Annotated in this window: 21 protein-coding genes; 12 read left to right on the plus strand and 9 right to left on the minus strand. The window is 28.0% G+C overall.

The features are described from left to right. The first annotated feature begins 5 nt into the window (after positions 1-5). From ACH5BH_RS06935 to ACH5BH_RS06945, 3 genes are read left to right on the plus strand one after another with little or no spacing between them, the layout of a single operon-like run. Positions 6-545 (plus strand): MotA/TolQ/ExbB proton channel family protein, encoded by a 540-nt coding sequence (locus ACH5BH_RS06935; RefSeq protein ID WP_423297875.1) that lies wholly within the window; start codon positions 6-8, stop codon positions 543-545. Beyond that, complete coding sequence (locus ACH5BH_RS06940) at positions 529-927, plus strand: ExbD/TolR family protein (RefSeq protein WP_423297876.1); 399 nt, start codon at positions 529-531, stop codon at positions 925-927. Before ACH5BH_RS06935 ends, ACH5BH_RS06940 begins: the two co-directional genes overlap by 17 nt. Positions 928-947: 20 nt before the next feature. Further along, a complete protein-coding gene (locus tag ACH5BH_RS06945) occupies positions 948-1640 on the plus strand; it encodes an ABC transporter permease (RefSeq protein WP_423297877.1) in 693 nt (230 codons plus the stop codon). Here the strand turns inward: ACH5BH_RS06945 and ACH5BH_RS06950 are convergent. The 5 genes from ACH5BH_RS06950 to ACH5BH_RS06970 all read right to left on the minus strand — a co-directional run bounded on the left by ACH5BH_RS06950 (position 1621) and on the right by ACH5BH_RS06970 (position 11334). Further along, positions 1621-3492, minus strand: a complete 1872-nt coding sequence (locus tag ACH5BH_RS06950; RefSeq protein ID WP_423297878.1) for a 7TM diverse intracellular signaling domain-containing protein — start codon at positions 3490-3492, stop codon at positions 1621-1623. The two genes, ACH5BH_RS06945 and ACH5BH_RS06950, sit on opposite strands and share 20 nt — an antisense overlap. Further along, the gene (locus ACH5BH_RS06955) at positions 3489-4166 is read right to left on the minus strand and encodes a response regulator transcription factor (protein ID WP_423297879.1); all 678 of its coding nucleotides are present in this window, start codon (positions 4164-4166) and stop codon (positions 3489-3491) included. Before ACH5BH_RS06955 ends, ACH5BH_RS06950 begins: the two co-directional genes overlap by 4 nt. A 55-nt stretch (positions 4167-4221) precedes the next feature. After that, on the minus strand, positions 4222-5865 hold the full coding sequence (locus ACH5BH_RS06960; protein WP_423297880.1) for a ShlB/FhaC/HecB family hemolysin secretion/activation protein: 1644 nt from the start codon (positions 5863-5865) through the stop codon (positions 4222-4224). A gap of 22 nt (positions 5866-5887) precedes the next feature. Beyond that, positions 5888-10903: an MBG domain-containing protein gene (locus tag ACH5BH_RS06965; protein ID WP_423297881.1), complete on the minus strand. Its 5016-nt coding sequence runs from the start codon at positions 10901-10903 to the stop codon at positions 5888-5890. A 77-nt stretch (positions 10904-10980) separates the two neighbouring features. Then, a complete protein-coding gene (locus ACH5BH_RS06970; protein ID WP_423297882.1) occupies positions 10981-11334 on the minus strand; it encodes a winged helix-turn-helix transcriptional regulator in 354 nt (117 codons plus the stop codon). 111 nt (positions 11335-11445) lie between these two features. Between ACH5BH_RS06970 and ACH5BH_RS06975 the strand changes: the two genes are divergently transcribed. From ACH5BH_RS06975 to ACH5BH_RS06985, 3 genes are read left to right on the plus strand one after another with little or no spacing between them, the layout of a single operon-like run. Further along, on the plus strand, positions 11446-12435 hold the full coding sequence (locus ACH5BH_RS06975; protein ID WP_423297883.1) for a YhdH/YhfP family quinone oxidoreductase: 990 nt from the start codon (positions 11446-11448) through the stop codon (positions 12433-12435). Between the two features lie 60 nt (positions 12436-12495). Then, a complete protein-coding gene (locus ACH5BH_RS06980; protein ID WP_404305067.1) occupies positions 12496-13728 on the plus strand; it encodes a glutamate-5-semialdehyde dehydrogenase in 1233 nt (410 codons plus the stop codon). Further along, positions 13728-14054 carry a putative quinol monooxygenase gene (locus ACH5BH_RS06985; RefSeq protein WP_423297884.1) on the plus strand — a complete coding sequence of 109 codons (327 nt, stop codon included), beginning with the start codon at positions 13728-13730 and terminating at the stop codon, positions 14052-14054. The genes ACH5BH_RS06980 and ACH5BH_RS06985 overlap by 1 nt, the downstream gene beginning before the upstream one ends. Positions 14055-14088: 34 nt before the next feature. Here ACH5BH_RS06985 and ACH5BH_RS06990 read toward each other — a convergent pair whose 3' ends face one another. Beyond that, positions 14089-14490 carry a c-type cytochrome gene (locus tag ACH5BH_RS06990; protein WP_404305070.1) on the minus strand — a complete coding sequence of 134 codons (402 nt, stop codon included), beginning with the start codon at positions 14488-14490 and terminating at the stop codon, positions 14089-14091. Between the two features lie 3 nt (positions 14491-14493). Further along, positions 14494-15123 (minus strand): LysE family translocator, encoded by a 630-nt coding sequence (locus ACH5BH_RS06995; RefSeq protein WP_404305072.1) that lies wholly within the window; start codon positions 15121-15123, stop codon positions 14494-14496. Positions 15124-15239: 116 nt separating this feature from the next. Here ACH5BH_RS06995 and ccoG point away from each other — a divergent pair, with 116 nt between their 5' ends. Both ccoG and ACH5BH_RS07005 read left to right on the plus strand, forming a co-directional pair. Further along, positions 15240-16589: a cytochrome c oxidase accessory protein CcoG gene (gene ccoG / locus ACH5BH_RS07000; protein WP_423297885.1), complete on the plus strand. Its 1350-nt coding sequence runs from the start codon at positions 15240-15242 to the stop codon at positions 16587-16589. Between the two features lie 245 nt (positions 16590-16834). Then, the gene (locus ACH5BH_RS07005) at positions 16835-17119 is read left to right on the plus strand and encodes a hypothetical protein (RefSeq protein ID WP_423297886.1); all 285 of its coding nucleotides are present in this window, start codon (positions 16835-16837) and stop codon (positions 17117-17119) included. A 155-nt stretch (positions 17120-17274) separates the two neighbouring features. Here the strand turns inward: ACH5BH_RS07005 and ACH5BH_RS07010 are convergent, their stop codons facing one another. Together ACH5BH_RS07010 and ACH5BH_RS07015 are read right to left on the minus strand one after the other, a co-directional pair. Then, the gene (locus tag ACH5BH_RS07010; RefSeq protein WP_423297887.1) at positions 17275-18585 is read right to left on the minus strand and encodes an ATP-binding protein; all 1311 of its coding nucleotides are present in this window, start codon (positions 18583-18585) and stop codon (positions 17275-17277) included. Beyond that, positions 18578-19258: a response regulator gene (locus ACH5BH_RS07015; RefSeq protein WP_423297888.1), complete on the minus strand. Its 681-nt coding sequence runs from the start codon at positions 19256-19258 to the stop codon at positions 18578-18580. Before ACH5BH_RS07015 ends, ACH5BH_RS07010 begins: the two co-directional genes overlap by 8 nt. Positions 19259-19299: 41 nt before the next feature. Here ACH5BH_RS07015 and ACH5BH_RS07020 point away from each other — a divergent pair, with 41 nt between their 5' ends. From ACH5BH_RS07020 to ACH5BH_RS07035, 4 genes are read left to right on the plus strand one after another with little or no spacing between them, the layout of a single operon-like run. Continuing rightward, the gene (locus tag ACH5BH_RS07020) at positions 19300-19833 is read left to right on the plus strand and encodes a methylated-DNA--[protein]-cysteine S-methyltransferase (protein WP_404305084.1); all 534 of its coding nucleotides are present in this window, start codon (positions 19300-19302) and stop codon (positions 19831-19833) included. Between the two features lie 11 nt (positions 19834-19844). Then, positions 19845-21254 carry a phosphomannomutase/phosphoglucomutase gene (locus tag ACH5BH_RS07025; RefSeq protein ID WP_423297889.1) on the plus strand — a complete coding sequence of 470 codons (1410 nt, stop codon included), beginning with the start codon at positions 19845-19847 and terminating at the stop codon, positions 21252-21254. Next, positions 21229-21954, plus strand: coding sequence for a carbon-nitrogen hydrolase family protein (locus ACH5BH_RS07030; protein WP_423297890.1), 726 nt, complete (start codon positions 21229-21231; stop codon positions 21952-21954). Before ACH5BH_RS07025 ends, ACH5BH_RS07030 begins: the two co-directional genes overlap by 26 nt. Next, positions 21947-22396 (plus strand): low molecular weight protein-tyrosine-phosphatase, encoded by a 450-nt coding sequence (locus ACH5BH_RS07035; protein ID WP_423297891.1) that lies wholly within the window; start codon positions 21947-21949, stop codon positions 22394-22396. The genes ACH5BH_RS07030 and ACH5BH_RS07035 overlap by 8 nt, the downstream gene beginning before the upstream one ends.

Here is a 22396-nt window from a genome sequence, read left to right on the forward strand (position 1 = left end):
AGCCCATGCAACACTCACTAATTGAATATATCCATCTAGGTGGCTATGTTATGTATATTTTAGTATTTTTAAATATAGTAGGTCTTACTATTTTACTTTGGAAGTTTATTCAGCTTCAAGTTGAAAAAAGAAGAGCACAAAAAATAGTAACAAATATCTTCAATGAAGTTCAAAAAGAACACTCAATAGCCTTTATTCACTTAGAAGATGAGATATACAACAAAGCCTCTAAATATTTACTTTCTTGTGAAAGTGGTATGAATACAATCAAAATTATAGCTACTATTGCTCCTATTTTAGGGCTTTTAGGAACTGTAATAGGTGTACTTTCATCTTTTGAAACTATAGCAGCAACTGGTTTTTCAAGTGGAGCTAACTCTTTTGCTTCAGGTATTTCCTTAGCACTTATTACAACTGTAGGAGGGCTTATTGTTGCACTTCCACACTACATAGGATACAACTACCTTCAAGGTGCTTTTACTAAGCTAGAAGCTAAATATGAGTCTTTAATCGTACATAGGATAACTCGTGAGAAGATTAGTTAAAAAAAGAGAATTAATCTCGATGGATTTAACACCACTAATTGATGTGGTGTTTTTACTTCTAATCTTTTTTATTGTAGCAAGTGAATTCAAAAAAAATGAAACTATTTTGAACCTTAGCCTTCCTGCTTCACAAAGTAGTTCACAAATTGTAAAAAAAGAAGAAGTTGTAATAGAGATTACAAAAGATAAATTAGCTTACAATAGTAAAGAAACTGATTTTTTACAACTAGAAAAGTCTTTAAAAGTCATAGATAAAAAAAGAGCTTTAATAGTTAGAATTGATAAAGAAGTAAAATATGAAAGAGTTGTAAAACTACTTGACTTACTAAATAAACTCTCATTATCAAATCTTCTTTTAGTTACAAAAGAAGATAAAAAGTAAAGTTCTTCTACAATAAGTTTATGCAAACAATTCCTTTAATAAACTTATTGTATTTACTTTTACCTCTTGTTGTAGTTTGGTATTTTTATAAATCTTGGGTTGGCAATCAAACTGAGATTCTATATGCAACTATTAGAATGGTTATACAACTATTAGCAATTGGGTATTTACTTTTAGTACTTTTTGAAAATAAACATATCTATATGGGGATAATAGTTATTTCTTTTATGCTAATAATTTCAACTTGGATATGTATCAGAAATATAAAAAATAAGACAAGAAATGAATATATCAATGTATTTATTTCATCTACAATTTCAAGTTTAATACATCTTATTTTAATACTATATTTTGTACTACAGTTAGAAAATATATACGAACCACAGTATGTAATACCATTAGCAGGAATGGTCTTTGCAAACAACATGAATGGCCTATCTTTGGCTATTGAGAGATTTGAAAGTGATTTTAAAAGAACAAAAGATTTTGTAAGTTCAAGAAAAGATGCTTTTAAAGCTTCAATGATACCCCAAATCAACTCACTATTAGCAGTAGGATTAGTATCATTACCTGGAATGATGACAGGTCAAATCCTATCAGGAGTTGACCCATTAATTGCTGTTAGATATCAAATTATGATAATGTCAATGATATTATCAGGAACAGGACTTAGTATAATTATGTACTTTATTCTTAAGAAAAAGTTTTTATAGGTATTCTAATAGTAAACTTTGCTCCAAACTTAGTATTTATAACACTTAAATCACCTTCTAGTTTTTTTTGAGTTAATACTTTTGCTAAAGATAAACCAATTCCACTTCCATCGGAGTCTTTTTTTGAATAGTCATCATCAAAAACTTTTTTAAGATTAGGAATACCTCCAGCATTATCAGCTATAGTAATATAAACAAAATCTGCAAGTTTGTAACTATTAATTCTAATAAACTTCTCATAATCTTTAGTTTTCAGCTCATAAATTGCATTTTCTAAGATAACCATAAATACATTTGAAAAAGTACCTCTAAATGTATATATATCCTCAAGCTTATACTCTTCGTGAATATCTATTTTATAGTTTTGTATTTTATCTTTTTGTAAAAGCAAAAGTGTATCAATCTGCTTTTTTAAACTAAAACTCTCTTTTCCATTAGGATTGATAAAAAGTGTTGATACACTATGACTTACATCATTTATATAATCTAAACTAGCCTTTAATGATGGCATTTTCTTCTCTATAGTTTCAACTAAATTCTTTCTATCAAGTAAGTATACCGCTTCAATAAGATTTATCTGGCTTCCTAGTTGAGCTATAGGGTGTTTTAATTGATGAACGATATATGATACAGTTTTTCCTGCATTTATAAATCTAGATTGCTCTAAATAATGCTCTTTCATTTTCTCTTTTTCTTTTTCTACAATTTTTAACTTACTGTTTAAAGCAATAGAAATAAATAAAATTTCAAAAGAGATTCCAATTGGAAGTATTACCCAAGAATAATTAAATGGTGCGATTAGTCCTATTAACTCTAAAGTAAAATAAGTAAAACAAGTAATATATATAGCTTGACCTACTAAAAAATAGATTGCAGAGACTTTTTTTCTAATATATTCAATCAAAGCGAATACTAAAATCAGAAAAGTTGATAATAAAGCAATATAGTCTAATTTTGCAAAAGTATAATGATATGTATTGTCATAAAAACCAATAGAAAGTAAAATAATGATGATAACTTGTACAGCAAGTACCGCTAAAATGATTTTATAAGTAATTGAATCTTTTCGTTCATTAAAAAAGTTTATTATGAATAAAAAAGTAAATATTAAAAAACAATACGCAAAAAGCCATGTTGAAATAGTAATTAAATAAAGGTTTATTCCTAAGTTTAACTGATAAAAAATACCATTTGAAGATAAAATATAGCCCAATGAAGAAAAAGAAGCAAAAATATAAAATAAAAAAGCATAATTTTTGGTATTTATAAAGAACATTAGATTATAAACAATTATAGATAAGACTAAGCCACTTACCAAGCCCCAAATTACATTTTCATAACCTTCTTGAATAAAGAACTCTCTTTCATCAAAAATTTCCCACTTATTTGAAAGTGCTCCTAAACTTCTATATTTAAAAATAAGTTCATATTCACTATTTTTAAAAAAATTAAAGCTAAATACACTTTTTCTTGATATAAATTGCATATCATCTTGCTTACGCAAATCACCTAAAAGAAAGGTTTTTATAAGTACATTATCTTTGAAAATATAAACATCTATAAAATCAATCCCTGCTCTTGAATTTCTTAAAAATAGTTTTTTATCTAATTTAGAACTATTTTTAAGTTTATATTTCGTCCAAATTATATTACTTGATCTTGGAAAGTTTGTTTTTTCAATAGTTTTAAACTCTTTATTTCTTACCTCTTGTACTGTAAGTGTTGAGTCATTTGTAATATATATATCACTATCATTTGAATGTAATATTTTATTAGAATTATTGTTTAAAACAATCTCATGAGAAAATAGTACAGAAATAAAAAATAAATAAATTAAAATGATTTTTTTCATATATTTAAGGAATAACCTAAATTTCTATGAACCAAAATCAACTCTTTACACATCTTTTTTCTAAGTCTATAAACAATATTTTTTATGGTTGTTTTATCAACTGCTCTATCATCTGTTATTTGTTGAATATTATCAATAATAATATCAAAAGAAAGAATATGATTTTTATTTTTCACTAATAACTCTAAGACCCTAGATTCATAAGATGTTAATTCAATTTTATTGTTATCACAAATTAGAATTTCACTTTTTTTATCATAAATAAGGCCCTCTGATAATTTATAAGAGATTGTTTTCATCTTCTTAATAGCAACATCTATTTGCTCTATTAGTCTATCAAAAGCAACAGGCTTTTCTAAAAAGTGGATTAAGTTAAGAGGTATACACTTTTGAAGCTTTTCTATATCCATAAAACTACTTAAAATAATAACAGGTGTATCATCTTGCTTTTGTCTTAAAATATTTATAAACTCATAAGCATCCATTTGAGGCATTACATAATCACTTATGATAATATCTATATCTTTTTTGTCATGTATTTCTAATGCTTTTAAGCCATTATTTGCAATATAAACCTTGTTGAAGATAAGATTTAAAGCTTCAAACAGATTTGATTGAATCTCTAAATCATCTTCAACAATTAAAACATTTAGAAAAGTAGTAATATTTCTCACTTTTAGCCTATTTTTTTGCAAATAATACCTAATTAATGATTATTTATTATTTAAATTAAAAGGCAAATCCTGCTTGGAACATAAATCTATTTTCATATTTATTTTGAGACTGTACTTTATATCCTATACCTTTTGATAAATGTGTATTTAAAAAGAAACTTTTATAAGTAGCATAGTATCCTAAACCTACATCTTGATATGTATTTGATTTATCCCCAGAAATATTTATATTTTCATAAACTCTTGCAACATCATAAAAAGCACTAACCTTTGAGCTTAAAGCTTTGTATGTAGGAAGATTATAAATTAACTCTGTATTAAAAATATACCCATTTTCAGCACTTTGTTCACCACTTGGGTAAAACTTAACCCCATTAGCTCCACCAATACTTAAATCTTCACTTCCGTCTAAATTCTTATTTTTTAATGCATGTTGATATTGCAAAGAGTTTTCCCATCTTAAAGCTCTATTTAACTGAAAGTCTTGTCCTAATTCAATATTTATTTTTTTGAAATTTCCATCTGTATATTCATTTTCTTTATCATCTAAATCCCCAAAAGTTAAAGACATTGAAGCTTTACTTTGTGCATTTTTAGTAAATAAAACTAAATCTTTTGTATAGTCTAAACCTACTTTTCCAACTGTTGATTCTTTATCTGTTTTAGTTGAAGTTGCTTTTATTTCATCTAACATATCATTGTATGAAACTTCAAAATAAACATCAAGATTTTCAAGTCTTGACTTTATATATGGATATGAAATTTTTAAAGAAACACTATTTGATGAACCAATTGCATCTAAGTCTTTGTATGAATCTCCTAATTCATAAGAGGTTTTAGAAACACTTACTTCACCCCTTAAACCATTTTGATTTAAAGGGAAATCATATGAAATTCTTCCATTTAAAAGACCTGTATTTTGAGATGTAAGAGCAAATGCTGTAATCTTATCTCCTATCTTAAAGGGAGAGTTTATATCAACTCCTGCCATAAGCCTATGTTCACCTGTGTATTGAGAACCATAATTATCTGCTAGAATATACCCTGAATATCTATTTGTTGCAGCAGTTCCAATAATAAAATCACTTGTACCTAACTTCTCTCCGGGTCTTACTTCAGCTTTATTTACAACAGAACCAGGCGTAGCATTTATAATAAGCATAGCTCGCTCTAAAGTATCAGTTGAAACAATATTTTTATCTTTTATATCATCTAAATTTGCTTGTAAAATAGAGTCTTTTACCAATGAATTATTTTCTAAATTGAACTTGCCATAATTTCCTTCAATAACTCCTATTTTTAAAACTCTATCTTGCTTGAAGATATTTTGTTGAGGGATATAAGCCCTTGCAACAAAATAACCACTTTTTCTATATATCTTTGTAATTTCACTAGATATTTCTTGAATATCTGCAAAACTAAGTTTTACATTTTTATGAGGCTTTAAAAGTTCCTCGAATTCTTTATTATCTAAGTGAATATTACCTTCAAGTTTTATCTCTTTTATTAAAACTTTTTTACCATCTTTTAATATTTTTTTTATATCTTGCTTTTGCTCTAACTTTGGAAGTTCTACATTTTGTTCTTGAATTTTAGGTGGAGTTACCTGCTTTAAAGCATCACCAATATTTGGGATATTGGCTGCTTGTAAAGATACTGATGTAATTAATGATAATGCAATTATATTTATTTTTTTCATTCTATTTATTCCTATTATATTCTTATATTTCATCTGCTATGTAGAATTCTTGTTCAACATCTACAGGAAGTAATACCCCACCGTCAACTAACTCAATAATAGAACTTCTTGATAGAGGAACTTTTACTTCTTCTACATTTTGTCCTGTTGCATCTTGTTGCATCTGTTTTGCTTGACTTAAAGTAACTCTTTTTGTAGCTTGCCCCTCGATTGGTTTTGAAACTAATCTATTATTTAAAGAGTTATTTACAACTGGTTTTACTGTTTTTACTACTTGAATATTAGAGTCTAATTTAACTACTTTTTTATTTTCAATTACTGTTACTACCTTATCAAGGGTTTTATCTCTTTTTATAATAAGCTTTCCAGAATTAAAATCTATCTTATAATTCTTATTTGATAAATTTCCTAATGAGATTTCATATACTCCAATGTCCTGACCTTTTTCTCTAATTAGTTTTCCTTTAAGAGTATCCCCTTCTAATAAACCTTTAACAATATAAGAAAGTTCAGGGTCTAATTTACCTACAACTTTTTCTAAATCATTTGCACTTACCGTTATTGCTTTTGGTGTGATTTTATATGTCCCATTTTCAAATGTTATTGTGTAGTTTGAGTTTGCTAAACTTCCTTGTGAAATTGTGTAATTTCCTACATTCTCTCCACTTTGTCTTACTAAGCTTCCTGCTAATGTATCATCTCCTACTAATCCATCTGTTTTATATGTTAACTGCGCGTCTTTTTGTCCATATACTTTTTCTAAATCATTTGCACTTACCGTTATTGCTTTTGGTGTGATTTTATATGTCCCATTTTCAAATGTTATTGTGTAGTTTGAGTTTGCTAAACTTCCTTGTGAAATTGTGTAATTTCCTACATTCTCTCCACTTTGTCTTACTAAGCTTCCTGCTAATGTATCATCTCCTACTAATCCATCTGTTTTATATGTTAACTGCGCGTCTTTTTGTCCATATACTTTTTCTAAATCATTTGCACTTACCGTTATTGCTTTTGGTGTGATTTTATATGTCCCATTTTCAAATGTTATTGTGTAGTTTGAGTTTGCTAAACTTCCTTGTGAAATTGTGTAAGCTCCTACATTCTCTCCACTTTGTCTTACTAGGCTTCCTGCTAATGTATCATTTCCTACTAATCCATCTGTTTTATATGTTAACTGCGCATCTTTTTGTCCATATACTTTTTCTAAATCATTCGCACTTACTGTTATTGCTTTTGGTGTGATTTTATATGTCCCATTTTCAAATGTTATTGTGTAGTTTGAGTTTGCTAAACTTCCTTGTGAAATTGTGTAAGCTCCTACATTCTCTCCACTTTGTCTTACTAGGCTTCCTGCTAATGTATCATTTCCTACTAATCCATCTGTTTTATATGTTAACTGCGCATCTTTTTGTCCATATACTTTTTCTAAATCATTCGCACTTACTGTTATTGCTTTTGGTGTGATTTTATATGTCCCATTTTCAAATGTTATTGTGTAGTTTGAGTTTGCTAAACTTCCTTGTGAAATTGTGTAAGCTCCTACATTCTCTCCACTTTGTCTTACTAGGCTTCCTGCTAATGTATCATTTCCTACTAATCCATCTGTTTTATATGTTAACTCTGAGTCATTTTGTCCATATACTTTTTCTAAATCATTCGCACTTACTGTTATTGCTTTTGGTGTGATTATTAATTTACCATTTGTATTATCAATTCCTAACTCAAAATCTTCATTATTTAAAAGCTTAATAGAAATACCATCGTATGTTCCTGCATTTTTAAATGAAGTTACAACACTTTCACCTTTTATAAACTGATAATCTTCACCAAGAACTAAACCTGCTCCATCTTGACCAAAAATAGATTGTGCTAAATAAAGATTATTTAATAAATAATCACTACCTTTGTACTCTTTTTGAAGATTTTGTAAATTATAGTTTAAAGTTGTAATACCTTTTCCTACAACCCAAACTGTTTGATACTTACCATCTTCATCAAACTGCCATGAAAGTTTAGGAGCAACTTTTCCAAGTGTTTTATCTTCTACAATATTCCAGTTTGTAAAAGTACCTACTTTTTGTAACTCTTTTGTAGTCTTACCAAAGGCTTCTTCATCATTCATACCTGGATTTAACTCTTTATTATAAAAAACATCTTGTAAGATATTTTTATTTTCTCCCTCATCACCATCAGTTAAGATTTGAGCTCCAACTATTCCACCTCTATTTTCACTTTCTGTCTCAACCTTTGCTTCTGAAAAACTTGTTAAAATTCTCTCGTTCTTCATAGCACCAACTAAACCACCTACATAATCATTACCTTTAACTACTCCTTTTGAGTAACTGTTTTTTAAAGTAACCACATTATAGTCATCATCTGATTCAATCCTTTTCTCTAAGAATCCTATTATTCCACCTACACCCATACCTCCTTCGATAGTTCCTTCAACAAAGACATTTTCAGTAGTAGAATTTATAGAATGACCTATTAAACCCCCTGTAATTTGGTCTCCTTTAACATAAGCATTTGTTAATCCAACATTTCTTATATTTGAACTATCAACCATTCTAAATAAACCTACCATAGCTTCATCCGGTCTATTTATATAAAGGTTATCAATCGTATGACCTTTACCATCAAAAGTACCTGTAAACAGACTTGTTGAACCTATTATAGCCCAACCTTTTCCATCATTTGCATTTTGACTTGCTAAATCTGAGTAATAACTAGTTTTATTGTTTAAATCATTTAAAAGACTAAAATAATAGTTTTCACTTAAAACCCCACCATGATTGATATTAAAAAGCTGTTTCCAATCAGTAATAGCATAAGGATTATCTTCTGTACCAAATCCACTTTCAAAAAGTTTACTACTTACTGTTATATCTTCTAAAGAAATAATACCTTTTAAGAAAGGAAATACTCCTATACCATAACCTTCAATATCCTTTCCAAGTCCCCAAATGTTTTTATCCCAGTTGTAAAAAGTATTTTTATTCTGCAATTCTTCTTCTGTTTTAGCATACATGCTATTACCTTCAGACTCTTTCGTACTATTATAAAAACTATTATTTATAGTTCCCAAATTACTACCAATTAGACCACCAACTTTTGAATAATAAATTTTATCTCCACAACTGTTTGGATATTGAGAACATGGCAAGCTATCATCTTCAATTGTAGCCGATGTTGTATAACTTCCACCACTTACTGTTCCATTAAAATATGAATTAATTATAGTTCCTTGATTTATCCCAACAAGACCCCCTACAAAGTTCTTTTCTCCAGAAACACTTGCTTCAGAATAAGAATTTTTTAATGTAGAATTAGAACTTAAAATTCCAGCTATTCCTCCTAAGATTGACATTTTAGCTTTTATAGTTCCTGATGTATATACTTGTTCTAGTATATTTGAATTATAAGCTGAACCTACAAGAATACCTACATTTGAATTTCCTGAAATATTAGCATTTGTTAAAGCAATATTTCTTACTACTGCATTATCTAAATAACCAAAAAAACCAATATTAGAATCACCTTCACGATCTATATTTAAATTTGAAATAGTATGGCCTAATCCATCAAATTTTCCAGTAAATCGAGTATCTTGACTACCAATTGGAACCCAATTAGGAATAAAACTTAAATCCAAATCACTACCTAAAGTATAATTAGAACTTAGACCTCCATTTCCAATTGCCGTTGCTAAATTATCAAGAGTTATAACTATCCATTCAGTTTGACTTACATCATTACCTAGCTTAGTAAAGAAGTTCTGTCCGGCTGATAAATTTACTTTCCCATTCTTCCCAATATAATATTTAGATGTATTATCAGCATTTTGGCCACCTTGCCCATAGTGTAAAGCTAACTTACCATTTTCATTTGTAGCAGTTATAGACTTATTTATGAAAATATCATTATGTGCATTTAAAGTTAACTTACTTTCACTATCCCAAGTGATTTCATCTTCAACATAGATATTTCCTTCATCGTTACCATTTGAATCTGTTTGTATCTCTACATCAGTTCCACTATTTAAAGAAGTTTCATAAGCTGTAGAGTCATTTATTGTTATATTTGTAGGATCAATCAACCATTTATCAGCTTTTACTTTTGTATCTGAATCAATATCTACTTTTTTTGCTGATGTCTCTACAAACCCATCTTTTGCTGTAATCTCTCCTGATATTTTAGCCTCTCCACCATGGGCAAACATTTCTATATATCCTGTGATTCCATCTAATGAGTTAGCTTCTGCAATACCTTCATTATTTACAACACCTTTTAAAAGTTCATTTACTGCATTTGTTGTGAAATAAATCTCTCCACCATCAGCATAAACCGCTCCTTTATTTTCCACAAGAGAGTCTAAAACTCCTTTATTTACAGTTAAATCTACTAAAGAGTTTCCATTGAAATTAATAGTTACTTCTTTTGCTCCCACTAATCTCACACTTCCTTTTATAGCTTTTATAACTCCTTCATTTGAAACGCTATTAGCTAGAAGTGTTGCATATCCAGAGTCTGAAATATCTATTTCACCTAAGTTTATTACAGATTGATTTGAGTCACCTTTGAAAGTAAAGTTTCCAGCTTGGAAATCTTGATCTGAAAGCTCTTTTGTAGTTGCTAAAAGACCTGATGTGTTTATCTTTGCATTTTTACCAAATAGAACACCATTTGAGTTTAAAATCCAAACCTGACCATTTGCATTTAATGCTCCATTAATTACAGATTTTTCATTTCCAATAACTCTGTTTAAAGTGATACTATTTACATTTGGCTGTTTAAAATTTACTATTTCATCTTTATTTATTGAAAAGTCTTTCCAGTTAATACTGGCTTTTTGAGAGTCTTGGACAATATTTGTGATATTGCCACTTTGAGAGATAGAAGCATTTCCGCTTGTTACAACTCCTCCACTTGGAGCTGCAAAGCTTAAAGTAGTACTACTAATCATGGCACTTACTACTAAGCTTATCTTTCCACCTTTTAATATTCTAAATCGTGAACTAAAATCAAATAACCTCTTCATATAAAATCCTCACTAATTATTATTTTTAGCTAGATTTTATCTTTGTAAAGTCAAATGAAAGTCAACGTGAAACTTAATTATTTATTTTTTTCAAATTTTTCCTTATGTATCTCACCCCATAAATACATCTGTTTTAAAATAGGTTTTAAGCTCTCTCCATATTTGGTCAAAGAGTATTCAACCTTTGGAGGAACCACTGGATAGACTTCTCTATGAACTATTCCATCCTCTTCTAATTCTCTTAATTTTTGAATTAACATCTTTTGTGTTGTTCTTGGAAGAAGTTTTTGTAATTCATTAAATCTTTTTTTCTCACTTCTTAAGTACCACAAAATTAAGATTTTCCATTTTCCTGCAAGTACATCAAGTGCCGTTTCTACTGGGCACTTATCAATACTTTGTTCTATATTTTTATCTATTTTTTTAGTCATTCTAATACTCCATAGTATCTTTTTAGTAAGTACCTATCTTTTTTGTTAGTTCTTGCTCTTTAGATATATTTTAGCTAAACTTTTAAAAATATCAAAACTAAGGATTAATACATGAAAGCATTAGTTGTAGAAAAAATAGCAGATAAAGAGTTTAGTACAGAACTTAGAGAAGTGTCTATGCCAAAATGTGAAGATAATGAAGTAATTATTAAGGTTAATTATTCGTCATTAAACTATAAAGATGCATTAAGTTCAGTTGGAAATCCAGGAGTTACAAGAAACTTTCCACATATTACAGGTATTGATTTAGCTGGAGAAATTCATGAATCAAAATCTCCAATTTTTAAAGCAGGAGAAAGAGTACTTGTAACTGGTTATGACTTAGGAATGAATACAGATGGTGGACACGCACAATATGCAAAAGTACCAGCTTCTTGGGTTGCTAGAACACCTGATTCAATTTCAGATAAAGATATTATGACATTTGGTACAGCAGGTCTTACAGCAGCACTTTCAATCAATGAATTAATTGATAATGGCATTAAAGCAGAAAGTGGCTCTATTTTAGTTACAGGAGCAACTGGTGGAGTTGGATCTATTGCTGTATCTATTTTAAGTAAAGCGGGGTATAAAGTAGTTGCTATTTCAGGTAAATCAGAAAAAGTTGATTATTTAAAAAGAATTGGTGCTAGTGAAGTTATATTAAGAGATGATTTTAATGAAGAAAGCTCAAAAAGACCTCTTTTAGGTGAAAAATATGCAGGTGTTGTGGATACTGTTGGTGGTGAAGTTTTAGCAAACGCTTTAAAACTTATCAAATATGATGGTGTTGCTACTTGTTGTGGACTTACATCTTCTCATGAGTTAAATACAAATGTATTCCCATTTATTTTAAGAGGTGTTAGACTTATTGGTATAGACTCTGTTGAGTGTAAATTAGAGAAAAAACAAGCAGCTTGGGAAAAACTAGCTAGTAAATGGAAAATTGAAAATCTAAAAAATATAACAAATGAAATAAATTTAGATGAAATAAAAAAAGCCTATGAACAGTTACTTGAAGGGAAAGCTGTAGGAAGATACGTAGTTAAAATTAGTAATTAAAATAATTAATAGTAAAATTTGCTATAATATCGCTAATAAAATAAAGTATAGGGATATATAATGCAACAATTTTTAGAAGAGGCTAAAAAAGCTAGCCGAACTATTGCGAACCTTAGTACAAAAACAAAAAATAAAGTACTAAATGAAATGGCTGATGCATTAATGGCACATTGTGATTATATCGTAGATCACAATAGAAAAGATATGCATGAAGCAAATATGAATGATTTAAGTGAAGCCTTACTTGACAGACTTCTTCTTACAGGAGAGAGAGTTGAAGCAATGGCAGAGGCGATTAGACAAATTGCCTCACAAAAAGAACCAGTAGGAAGAATGCTTGATGGATGGGTTACAGAAGATGGACTTAACATTCAAAAAGTATCAATTCCAATTGGTGTAATTGGGATTATTTATGAAAGTAGACCAAATGTTACATCTGACACAGCAGCACTTTGTTTTAAAAGTGGAAATGTTTGTGTTTTAAAAGGTGGTAAAGAAGCTCAATATTCAAATAAAGCTATTGCAAATGTTTTAAGACAAGTATTAGCAAAAAATAAACTACCTGAACAAGCTGTTTCATTACTTCCTGATTCAAGTAGAGAAGGTGTAGCTAAACTTATCAAACAAGATAAATATGTAGATTTAATCGTACCAAGAGGTGGAGAAACACTTATAAGATATGTAAGTGAAAACTCATCAGTTCCTGTAATCAAACATGATAAGGGACTTTGCCATATTTATATTGATAAAGACGCTGCTCATAATAGAATTATTGATATTGCACTAAATGCCAAGGTTCAAAGACCAGGTGTTTGTAATGCCATGGAAACACTACTAGTTCATCAAGAAATTGCTCCTTATATTTTACCTGGACTTTATGACGCATTTATGGAGTATGGAACTGAACTTAAAGGGTGTAAAGAGACTGTTAAACATCTTGATATTCAGTGTGCTACACATGAAGATTATGATACAGAATATTTAGCAAATATTTTAAATATTAAGGTAGTTGAAAATGTAGATGAAGCTATATCACATATTGCGAAATATGGTTCTGGTCATTCAGAAGCTATTTTAAGTGAAAATTATAGTGTTGTAAATAAATTTTTAGATAATGTAGACGCAGCTTGTGTATATGCAAATGCGAGTACAAGATTTACGGATGGTGGAGCTTTTGGACTAGGGGCTGAAGTTGGTATTTCTACAAATAAACTTCACTCAAGAGGGCCAATGGGTATAAATGACTTAACTACATTTAAGTACAAAATTTATGGACAAGGACAAACAAGATAATGTCAAAAAAAGTATATTGTGTTGCTTCATTTAAAGCAAAAGAGGGAAAAGACAAAGAACTAATCGAAGTTTTACAAGCTTTAGAGCCTAAAACTACAAGAGAAGATGGATGTATTCAATACATAGTTACAAAACATTTTGAACATCCAAATGCTATGGGAAAATCTTTTCCTATAGTTTTTAATGAAATTTGGGCTTCAACTGAAGCTTTTGAAGAGCATTGTCAAAAATCATACATCACAGAATTTTTTGAAACTCACTGCGTAAATCCTAATGGTTTAGTAGAAGATTTCAATGTATGTGTTTATACGGATGAAGTAAATTAAATAAAAACAAGAAACTACAAAACTTTGTAGTTTCTTATTTTGAAGTCATAATCTCATAACTAATATATTTTGATATTTGTTTTATTTGTTCTTTTGTATATTTACTCATCTGATAATTCATTGCTAAAGATTTAATTTGTTTATTTTTATATGCAAAAAGTAGTGTTTCAATCTCTTTTTCACTCATATCTTTTACTAATCTTTCTCCATCTGTTGAAACATTCCACTTTTTACCATGACAGGTCTTACAATCTTCAACAAGCATATATCCTTGAGTTATAAATTCAGAAGAAGGTTTTATGTCTTTTGCTATTTTATCATAACAAGCTAATCTTTTTTTTGAGCCTTCAAAAGATGAACACTTTTCTATTTCTTCTTTTAGAGAAAGGGAAAAAGCAAAGGAAAGTAAAACTAGTGATACTACTAAAATCCTCATTTTTTACCTTTGAGATAAAGCTAGTTTAATTCCTAAAGAAACTAAAACAATAGAAGTTAAAATATTCATATACTTTACAATACTTGGATTTTCCATAAGTCTTTTACTTAATAAATTCCCAGCTATTCCAATACTTGAAAAAACAATTATAGTTAATGCCATAAAAATAGCACCTAAAAGTAGCATTTGCATAGGTATATTCCCTGCTTGTGTATTTACAAACTGAGGAAGAAAAGCTAAAAAGAAAATAGATACTTTTGGATTTAAAATATTCATAATAAAACCTTTAAAATAAAGCTTTTTAAGCTCTTTTGTAGAGTTTTGAATACTTAAATCAAGTTTTTCATTTCTATATTTAAAGGCTTGATATGCAATATAAAGTAAATAAGCAGCACCTACAAACTTCACAATATTAAAAGCAAGTTCTGAAGTTTGGAAAATAACTGATATTCCTAAAGCAGCAGCAGATGTATGGATAATAAGACCTGTTGCTAAACCTAAAGTAGTAACAATCGCGGCTTTCTTACTTCTTGTCATACCTTGTGTTAGCACATAAATATTATCAGGACCTGGTGCTAAACAAAGTAAAAATGAAGCTACTATAAACATATAAATTTCTGTTATTTCTATCATAAAAAAAGCCTTGCTTTATAAAATTAATGTGAAATTATATCTAAATAATGGAAAAAAGTTTTTTATACCACCAAATGAACACCAATTCCTAATAAAATTTTTTAAAAGGAGTTTTTATGAAATATACAAATAAAAGATATCTTACTTATTCTATTATAAGTATTGTTGTTTTTATTTTGCCATTTATTAAAATTAATGGTAACCACTTATTGCTTTTATCTTTTGAAAAAATGCAATTTCATTTTATGGGATTTGCTTTTAATGTAAATGAGCTTTATATAATGCCATTTTTATTAATGTTTTTATTCATAGGTATTTTTGCTATTACATCTATCTTTGGCAGATTATGGTGTGGTTGGGGCTGTCCTCAAACAATTTTTAGAGTTATATATAGAGACTTAATTGAAACAAAACTACTAGGATTAAGAAGACATAAAAATAAGCAAAAAGATATTGACTATTCAAAAAAATCAAATCAATTTAAAAAATATCTAGCTATTTTTATTTGGGGGGTCTTATCTTTAGTTGCTGCATCTAACTTTATGTGGTATTTTGTTCCACCTGAAGATTTCTTTACATATTTACTAGATCCTATAAATCACTCTATATTAATAATGTTTATTCTAAGTATTGCCATGTTCTTAATCTATGATATAGTGTTTATGAAAGAGAACTTCTGTGTATATGTATGTCCTTATTCAAGAATTCAATCAGTACTTTATGATGATGATACAAAACAAGTTGTTTATGATACAAATAGAGGTGGAGATATCTACAAAAACAATGTTAAATCTATTTTTAAAATGAAAGAACTTGATAAAAACGATGAATGTACTACTTGTGAAGCCTGTGTTAAAGTCTGTCCTACACATATTGATATTAGGAAAGGTTTACAAGTTGAATGTATCAACTGTTTAGAATGTAGTGATGCTTGTGATACTGTTATGGGTAAAATGGGTAAAAAATCACTTATTAATTGGGGGAGTACAAATGAAGTAATAAAAAAGAAAGAAACATCAATCTTCTCTAAAAGAAATATGGCATATTTTATTTCTTTACTTTTATGTATTGTACTAACTGCTTCTTTTGCATCAACGAAAGAGTATTTTTTAGTAAACATAAATAAAACTACAAAACTATATAGCATAAAAGATGAAGGAAAAGTTTCAAATAATTATATATTTACTTTCCATAATACTAGTGATAAAGCTTATACATTTAATCTTGAAGCAGAAGATGAAAACTTTTATATTAAGAGATTTAAACCTTTTAAACTAGAAGCAAATAAAAGAGTAAAAAAAGTTGTGATTTTAGAGACTAAAAAGAGACTTTTTATCTCTGATAAAAAAGACACTGCTTTAAATATAAAGTTAAATATCACAGCTCTAGAAAATAAAGAAGCAAAACAAACAAAAGAATTATCTTTTATTTATCCTAGAAACTCACTTTTTAAAGAAAAGAATTAATTTAATATATTATAGGAATAAATAGTCTTAGAATATTTTTTAAATCACTTTTAAAATATTTTAAGACAAAAAATCAATAAAAATATCATTCAATAATTTAATTATTAATTAATCATTAAGTAATTATAATTAAGCAAATAATTTAAATTATACTCTTACTGGTGGGGTTCCTTAATTATGATAATTATAAAAACTAATGTTTTATCAATTATATATTTCGATAAAAATAAGGGAGAATGAAGATAATGTCTGATGAAATATTAAGAGCAATAAAAAAAGATGAAAAAATGTATTGTAATAAAAAGAAGTTTTATTTAATGGTATTAATCATATTTCCATTTGTGATTTATTTTATTGCAACATTTATAGAATCAAGAGATGATGATTTTACAGTGATACTTGTTTTATTATTAAGTTTTTTATATTTATTAAATGTATATAAATTTATTTTAGTTTTACTTTACTGTTTTTCAAAAAAAATGGAAAAAAAACATAAAGAAAAAATCAATGAGAAAAGAGAAGATAATTAATTTAACTTCTTTTTTTAGTATCTTTTATATGATTGATACGCGAACTAACAAAATTCAATCTATCTTCTCAAAATATAGCTAAGCTCAATAAACACTACAGAAGTTCTCACCTTTTTTTAAAATCATTGATGAATATATTTTTTCAAAGAAAAGAACTAATTTGCTTTTTCCAAAAAGAGGGTAAATAAAGCTCCCTCTTTTTCGTTTACTACTTCTATTTTTCCCTCAAAACTATCTTCTATTATTTGCTTTACTAAATAAAGACCTATACCTAAGCCTTTATCTTTTGTAGTATAATAAGGTTCAAAAATTTTATTTATATTTTTTATACCCCCTGCATTATCAGCTATTTTTATTACTACCTCAGCACTTGATAAAACAAGTTCTAAATTGATTTTTGGTTCTTCTAAGTTGATAAGTTCATCTTTTGAATTAGTTAAAAGAGATAAAATCACTTGTGACAATTCATTTGAAATACCAAAAACTTGCATATTTTCATTTGATTTTATAGTAAAATCTAATTGAATATTGTGTTTTTTTAAATCTGGCTCTATTATAGTTATAGCTTTTTGTATTGCATCTTTTACAAAAAAGTTTTCTTTATTTTTTGAAGGAGTATAAAAGTCTCTAAAATCTTCTATTGTTTTTGATAGATATTGTAATTGTTCATTTGCTTGCTGTGTTTTTTTATAAAAAAACTCTTCATCCAACCTATTGTTTTCATATCTTTTTTTTAGGTTCATTAAAATATAAGAAATATTATTTAAAGGTTGTCTAAACTGATGGGTAATATTTTGAAGCATCTGTCCTGTTTTGGCAAGTTTTGATTGCTGAAAAAGCATTTCTTCATAGTTTCTACTTTGTAATTTCAAACTATTATATCTATATGCCACAGACATAGTAAATAAAACAGCTTCAATAGCAAAAGCTACTAAAACTAAATCCATATAGCCATTTGTAGTATAAAAGCCTTTAAAGTCTCCTACAAAAAGGATTAAACAAAAAACTGACCAACCTAAAACATAAACTAAAGTTGGTTTAAAACCTTGCTTTAAATTAAAAATCACTGATATAAATAAAACAGCATAAATAATAGTATAAGGCAAATACTCAAAAAGCATATAATGATAAAAAGCTGTAAGAATAACTATATTTAATAAAAAGGTATTTAATAAAAGCTCTTTATAATTTGTGATACTTGGTAAAAACTTACCTTCATAAAAGTTTATAGCAAAAACCAAAGCACTTAAACTAGCAATAACTAAAGCTAACTCTTGAATAAAAACACTTATTTCAAACAAAGCACTATAAGCTACTATAAACACTAAAGAAGCTACTTGCATTATGCAGTAACTTATATAAAATATTTCTCTTGAATATATATACCTAATCAAAGTATAAACTATTGTCATCAAAACAATACCAAAAGTTATACCATAAGTTAAAACAAGAGCTAAATCATACATCTATTTTATAACCCACACCCCATTGATTTGAGATAAACTCTTTAGGGATTTTTGTCTTTAGATTTTTTACTAAAGTTTTTAAAGCATCTTTACTCATAGAGTCATCTTTCCAAACATAGTTTTCAATCTCATTATAAGTTACATATCTATTTTTATTTTTAAGAAGTAAAAAAATAAAATCAAGCTCTTTAGCTCTTAACTTTATAAGCTCATCATCTTTAAATAAACTCAAATTAAACGTATCAAAACTATAGTGTTCATCTAGCTTTATTATATTTGACATGTCATCATTTAAAGCATTTATACAAAGACTAAGTGCCTCATCAAACTTCTTATCATCTATAGGCTTTACTAAATACTTCACAAGCTGTAACTCAATAGCCTTAAATAAATAGTCTTTATCACAAAAAGCAGAGATTACTATAACTTGTACTTTCTTATCTTTTTTTCTTATTTTTTGTATAAACTCTAAACCATTTAGCTTTGGCATTTGAATATCAGTAATTATAATATGAGGTTGTTCTTTTTCATAAAGCTTTAAAGCCTCTAAAGCATTAGAAGCTTCAAATACAAAATCAAAATAGTTTTCTAAATACTCAACACCATTTTGTCTTGCTATATCATCATCTTCTACAAATAAAACTTTTATATTTTTAGTATCAATATTTTGCATATTTGTATTATATCTTAATTTCTTTATGATAAAATCCAACTATGAGAGAATATAAAACACAATCTAAAGAGATTATTTTAACAACAACGATTGATACGCCATTAGGACAAATGTTTGCAGCAGCTTCAAAAAAAGGTATTGTGATGTTATGTTACTTCACACCTTTTAATATTGAAGCTAGAATAGATACATTAAAAAAAAGTTTTGATGTGGATGTTATCCCATCAAATTGTGAATATTTTGATATGCTAAGAGTACAACTTGAAGAGTACTTTAACAACAAAAGAGAATGTTTTGAATTACCTATGCAATTAGTTGGTACAAACTTTCAAGTACAAGTTTGGAAAGAACTTCTAAAGATTCCCTATGGAAAAACTGCTACTTTTGAACAAATAGCTTCACAAATAGAAGGTCTTAAATCTAAAAAAGCACTAGAAAGCCCATGTGCTCAAAATATGCTAAATATTATAGTTCCTTGTCATAGAGTGATGAAAGAAGAGGGTATTTCAAATATCTATGCAGGTGGAGATAGTAAAAAAGAGTTTTTACTTAATTTAGAAAAGAAAAATTATTAAGAAGTGAAGAATTGATAGATAAAAATATTTTTAGACAGTATGATATTAGAGGAGTTGTAAATAAGCAACTTACAAAAGAAAATACAAAACTTATAGCTTATCATTTAGGTTTACAAATACAAAAAAAAAGCTGTGAAAATGCCTATGTCGTAGTAGGGTATGATATAAGAAAGCATTCAAAAATGCTTTTTAACTCTTTGATTAGTGGTCTTAATGCTTCTGGCTGTAGAGTTTTAAACTGTGGCTTAGTCGCAACTGGAGTTAACTACTTTGCGTCTTTTCAAACTTTTAAGATAAAAAAACAAAAGATAAAACCAAATGCTTCTATTATGATTACAGGAAGTCATAATGCTAAAAAATATAATGGTTTTAAAATTACAGTAAACAATGAACCTTTTTTTGCAGATGATTTAATAAAAGTTTATAAACAAATCAAAAAGAATCCCGATATTAAAATCAAAAAAGATTTAAGTTATGAAAAAATCAATGCAAGAAAGTTGTATGTAGATTATATGGTTAAACAGTTTTCACACCTACAAGGCTTTAAAGAAAAGTTTGCCATAGATTGTGGAAATGGCGTTGCTAACACTGTTATTTGTAAGATACTTGATAGACTTGATTTAAAATACAAAGCACTTCATACCATCCCAGATGGAAACTTTCCAAACCATCATCCAGATCCATCAAAGGAGAAAAACTTAGCTAGTTTAAAAAAACTTCTAAAAAAAGATACCAACCTTGGCTTTGCTTATGATGGAGATGCAGATAGAATTGCAGTTCTTACTCAAAAGCATAATATAAAAGGAGATACCTTAGCTTATCTTTTCTCAAAAACTATGAAAAACCCTGTGATTATAGGAGAGGTTACATATTCTCAAAATATTTTTGATGAAATAAACAACCATGGTAAAACTATTATGGATAAAACAGGTTACTCAAATCTTAGATTAAAACTAAAAGAGCTAAATGCAGACTTAGCAGCAGAAGTATCTGGACATATATTCTTTAATGACAGATATTATGGTTATGATGATGCTATTTATGCAACACTTAGGGTATTAGAACTTGTATTTAAAGGTGTAAATCTTGATAAAGAGATACAAAAACTTCCAGGTGTTTATACAAGTGCTAATATAGAAATGTTTATAAAAGAAGATATAAAATTTGATTTAATTAAGAAACTAAAACAAAAAATAAAGAAACCTCAAAGAGGTTTTCCTATAATAAAAGACATCATAAAAGTTGATGGTATTAGAATAGTATTTGAGTATGGATGGGCATTAGTAAGGGCTTCAAATACTGAACCCAAAATAGTTACAAAATATGAAGCTACATCTCATGCTACAGCTATTAGCTACCAAACAGCAGTTGAGAATTTAATAAAAGAGGTATTAGATGAACTTAATTACACTCCAAGTTAAAACAAGTGAAACTTTTCAAAAGAATTTAGAGCATTTAAAAAGTTTGATTTTACAATGTGAAGAAAACTCTATTATTTTAGCACCAGAGATAGTTCTTAGTGGATTTTGTTATGATAGAATGGAGGAAGCCTCACAATTTAGTATAAAAGCTATAAAAGAGATAAAAGAACTAGCTATTAACAAAACTATAGCCTTAACATTTATCACTAAAATAAATGATAAATTCTACAACACTTTATATGTATTCCATAATCAAGAGATTTTACATACTCAATCAAAAGTAAAACTTTTCCCTTTAGGAAATGAACTAGAGCATTTTGAAGCAGGAAAAGAAGAAAATATAAAAATCCTTGATATAAATGGTTTAAAAGTAGCCACTTTGATTTGCTTTGAGCTTAGATTTCCACAACTTTGGGAAAAAGTAAAAGGTGCTGATATTATTTTAAATCCAGCTATGTGGGGTCTTAAAAGAAAAGACCACTATGAAACTATCTCAAAATCCCTTGCACTTGTAAATCAATGTTTTGTAATAGCAAGTAACAGTGCAGATGATAATATGGCAAAGGGAAGTGCTATTATCTCACCTTTTGGAAATGTATTAAAAGATGATGATAAAGAGATTATCAAAGTAAATGCCAATTTAAGTGAAATAAAAAAAGTTAGAAAATATATAAATATAGGATTAGATGAAAATGAGTAATATAAAATCAATTATCTTTGTTTGTCTTGGAAATATCTGTAGATCTCCAATAGCTCAAGGAGTAGGGCAAAGATACGTAAAACAAAACAATTTAGATTTAAACGTTCAAAGTGCAGGAACAGGTGATTGGCACATAGGTGAGCCTCCTTGTGAAAACTCTATAAAAGTTTGTAAACAAAATGGTCTTGATATTTCAAAACAAAGAGCACAACAAGTAACTATAGAAGACTTAAAAAATTATGATTTAGTTGTAGCTTTAGATGACTCAAATATAGCAAATCTTATAAAACTAGGTGCTAAAAATGTCTTAAAACTAGGAGATTTTGGATTTGATGGACAAGATGTACCTGATCCATATTTTTTTGAAGGATTTGAAGGTTTTGACAAAGTTTATGAGATGATTGAGATTTGTGTAGAAAACCTAATTAAAGAAAAATACTAA

This window comes from Arcobacter rhizosphaerae, from assembly GCF_049472155.1.
GTDB lineage: Bacteria > Campylobacterota > Campylobacteria > Campylobacterales > Arcobacteraceae > Arcobacter_B.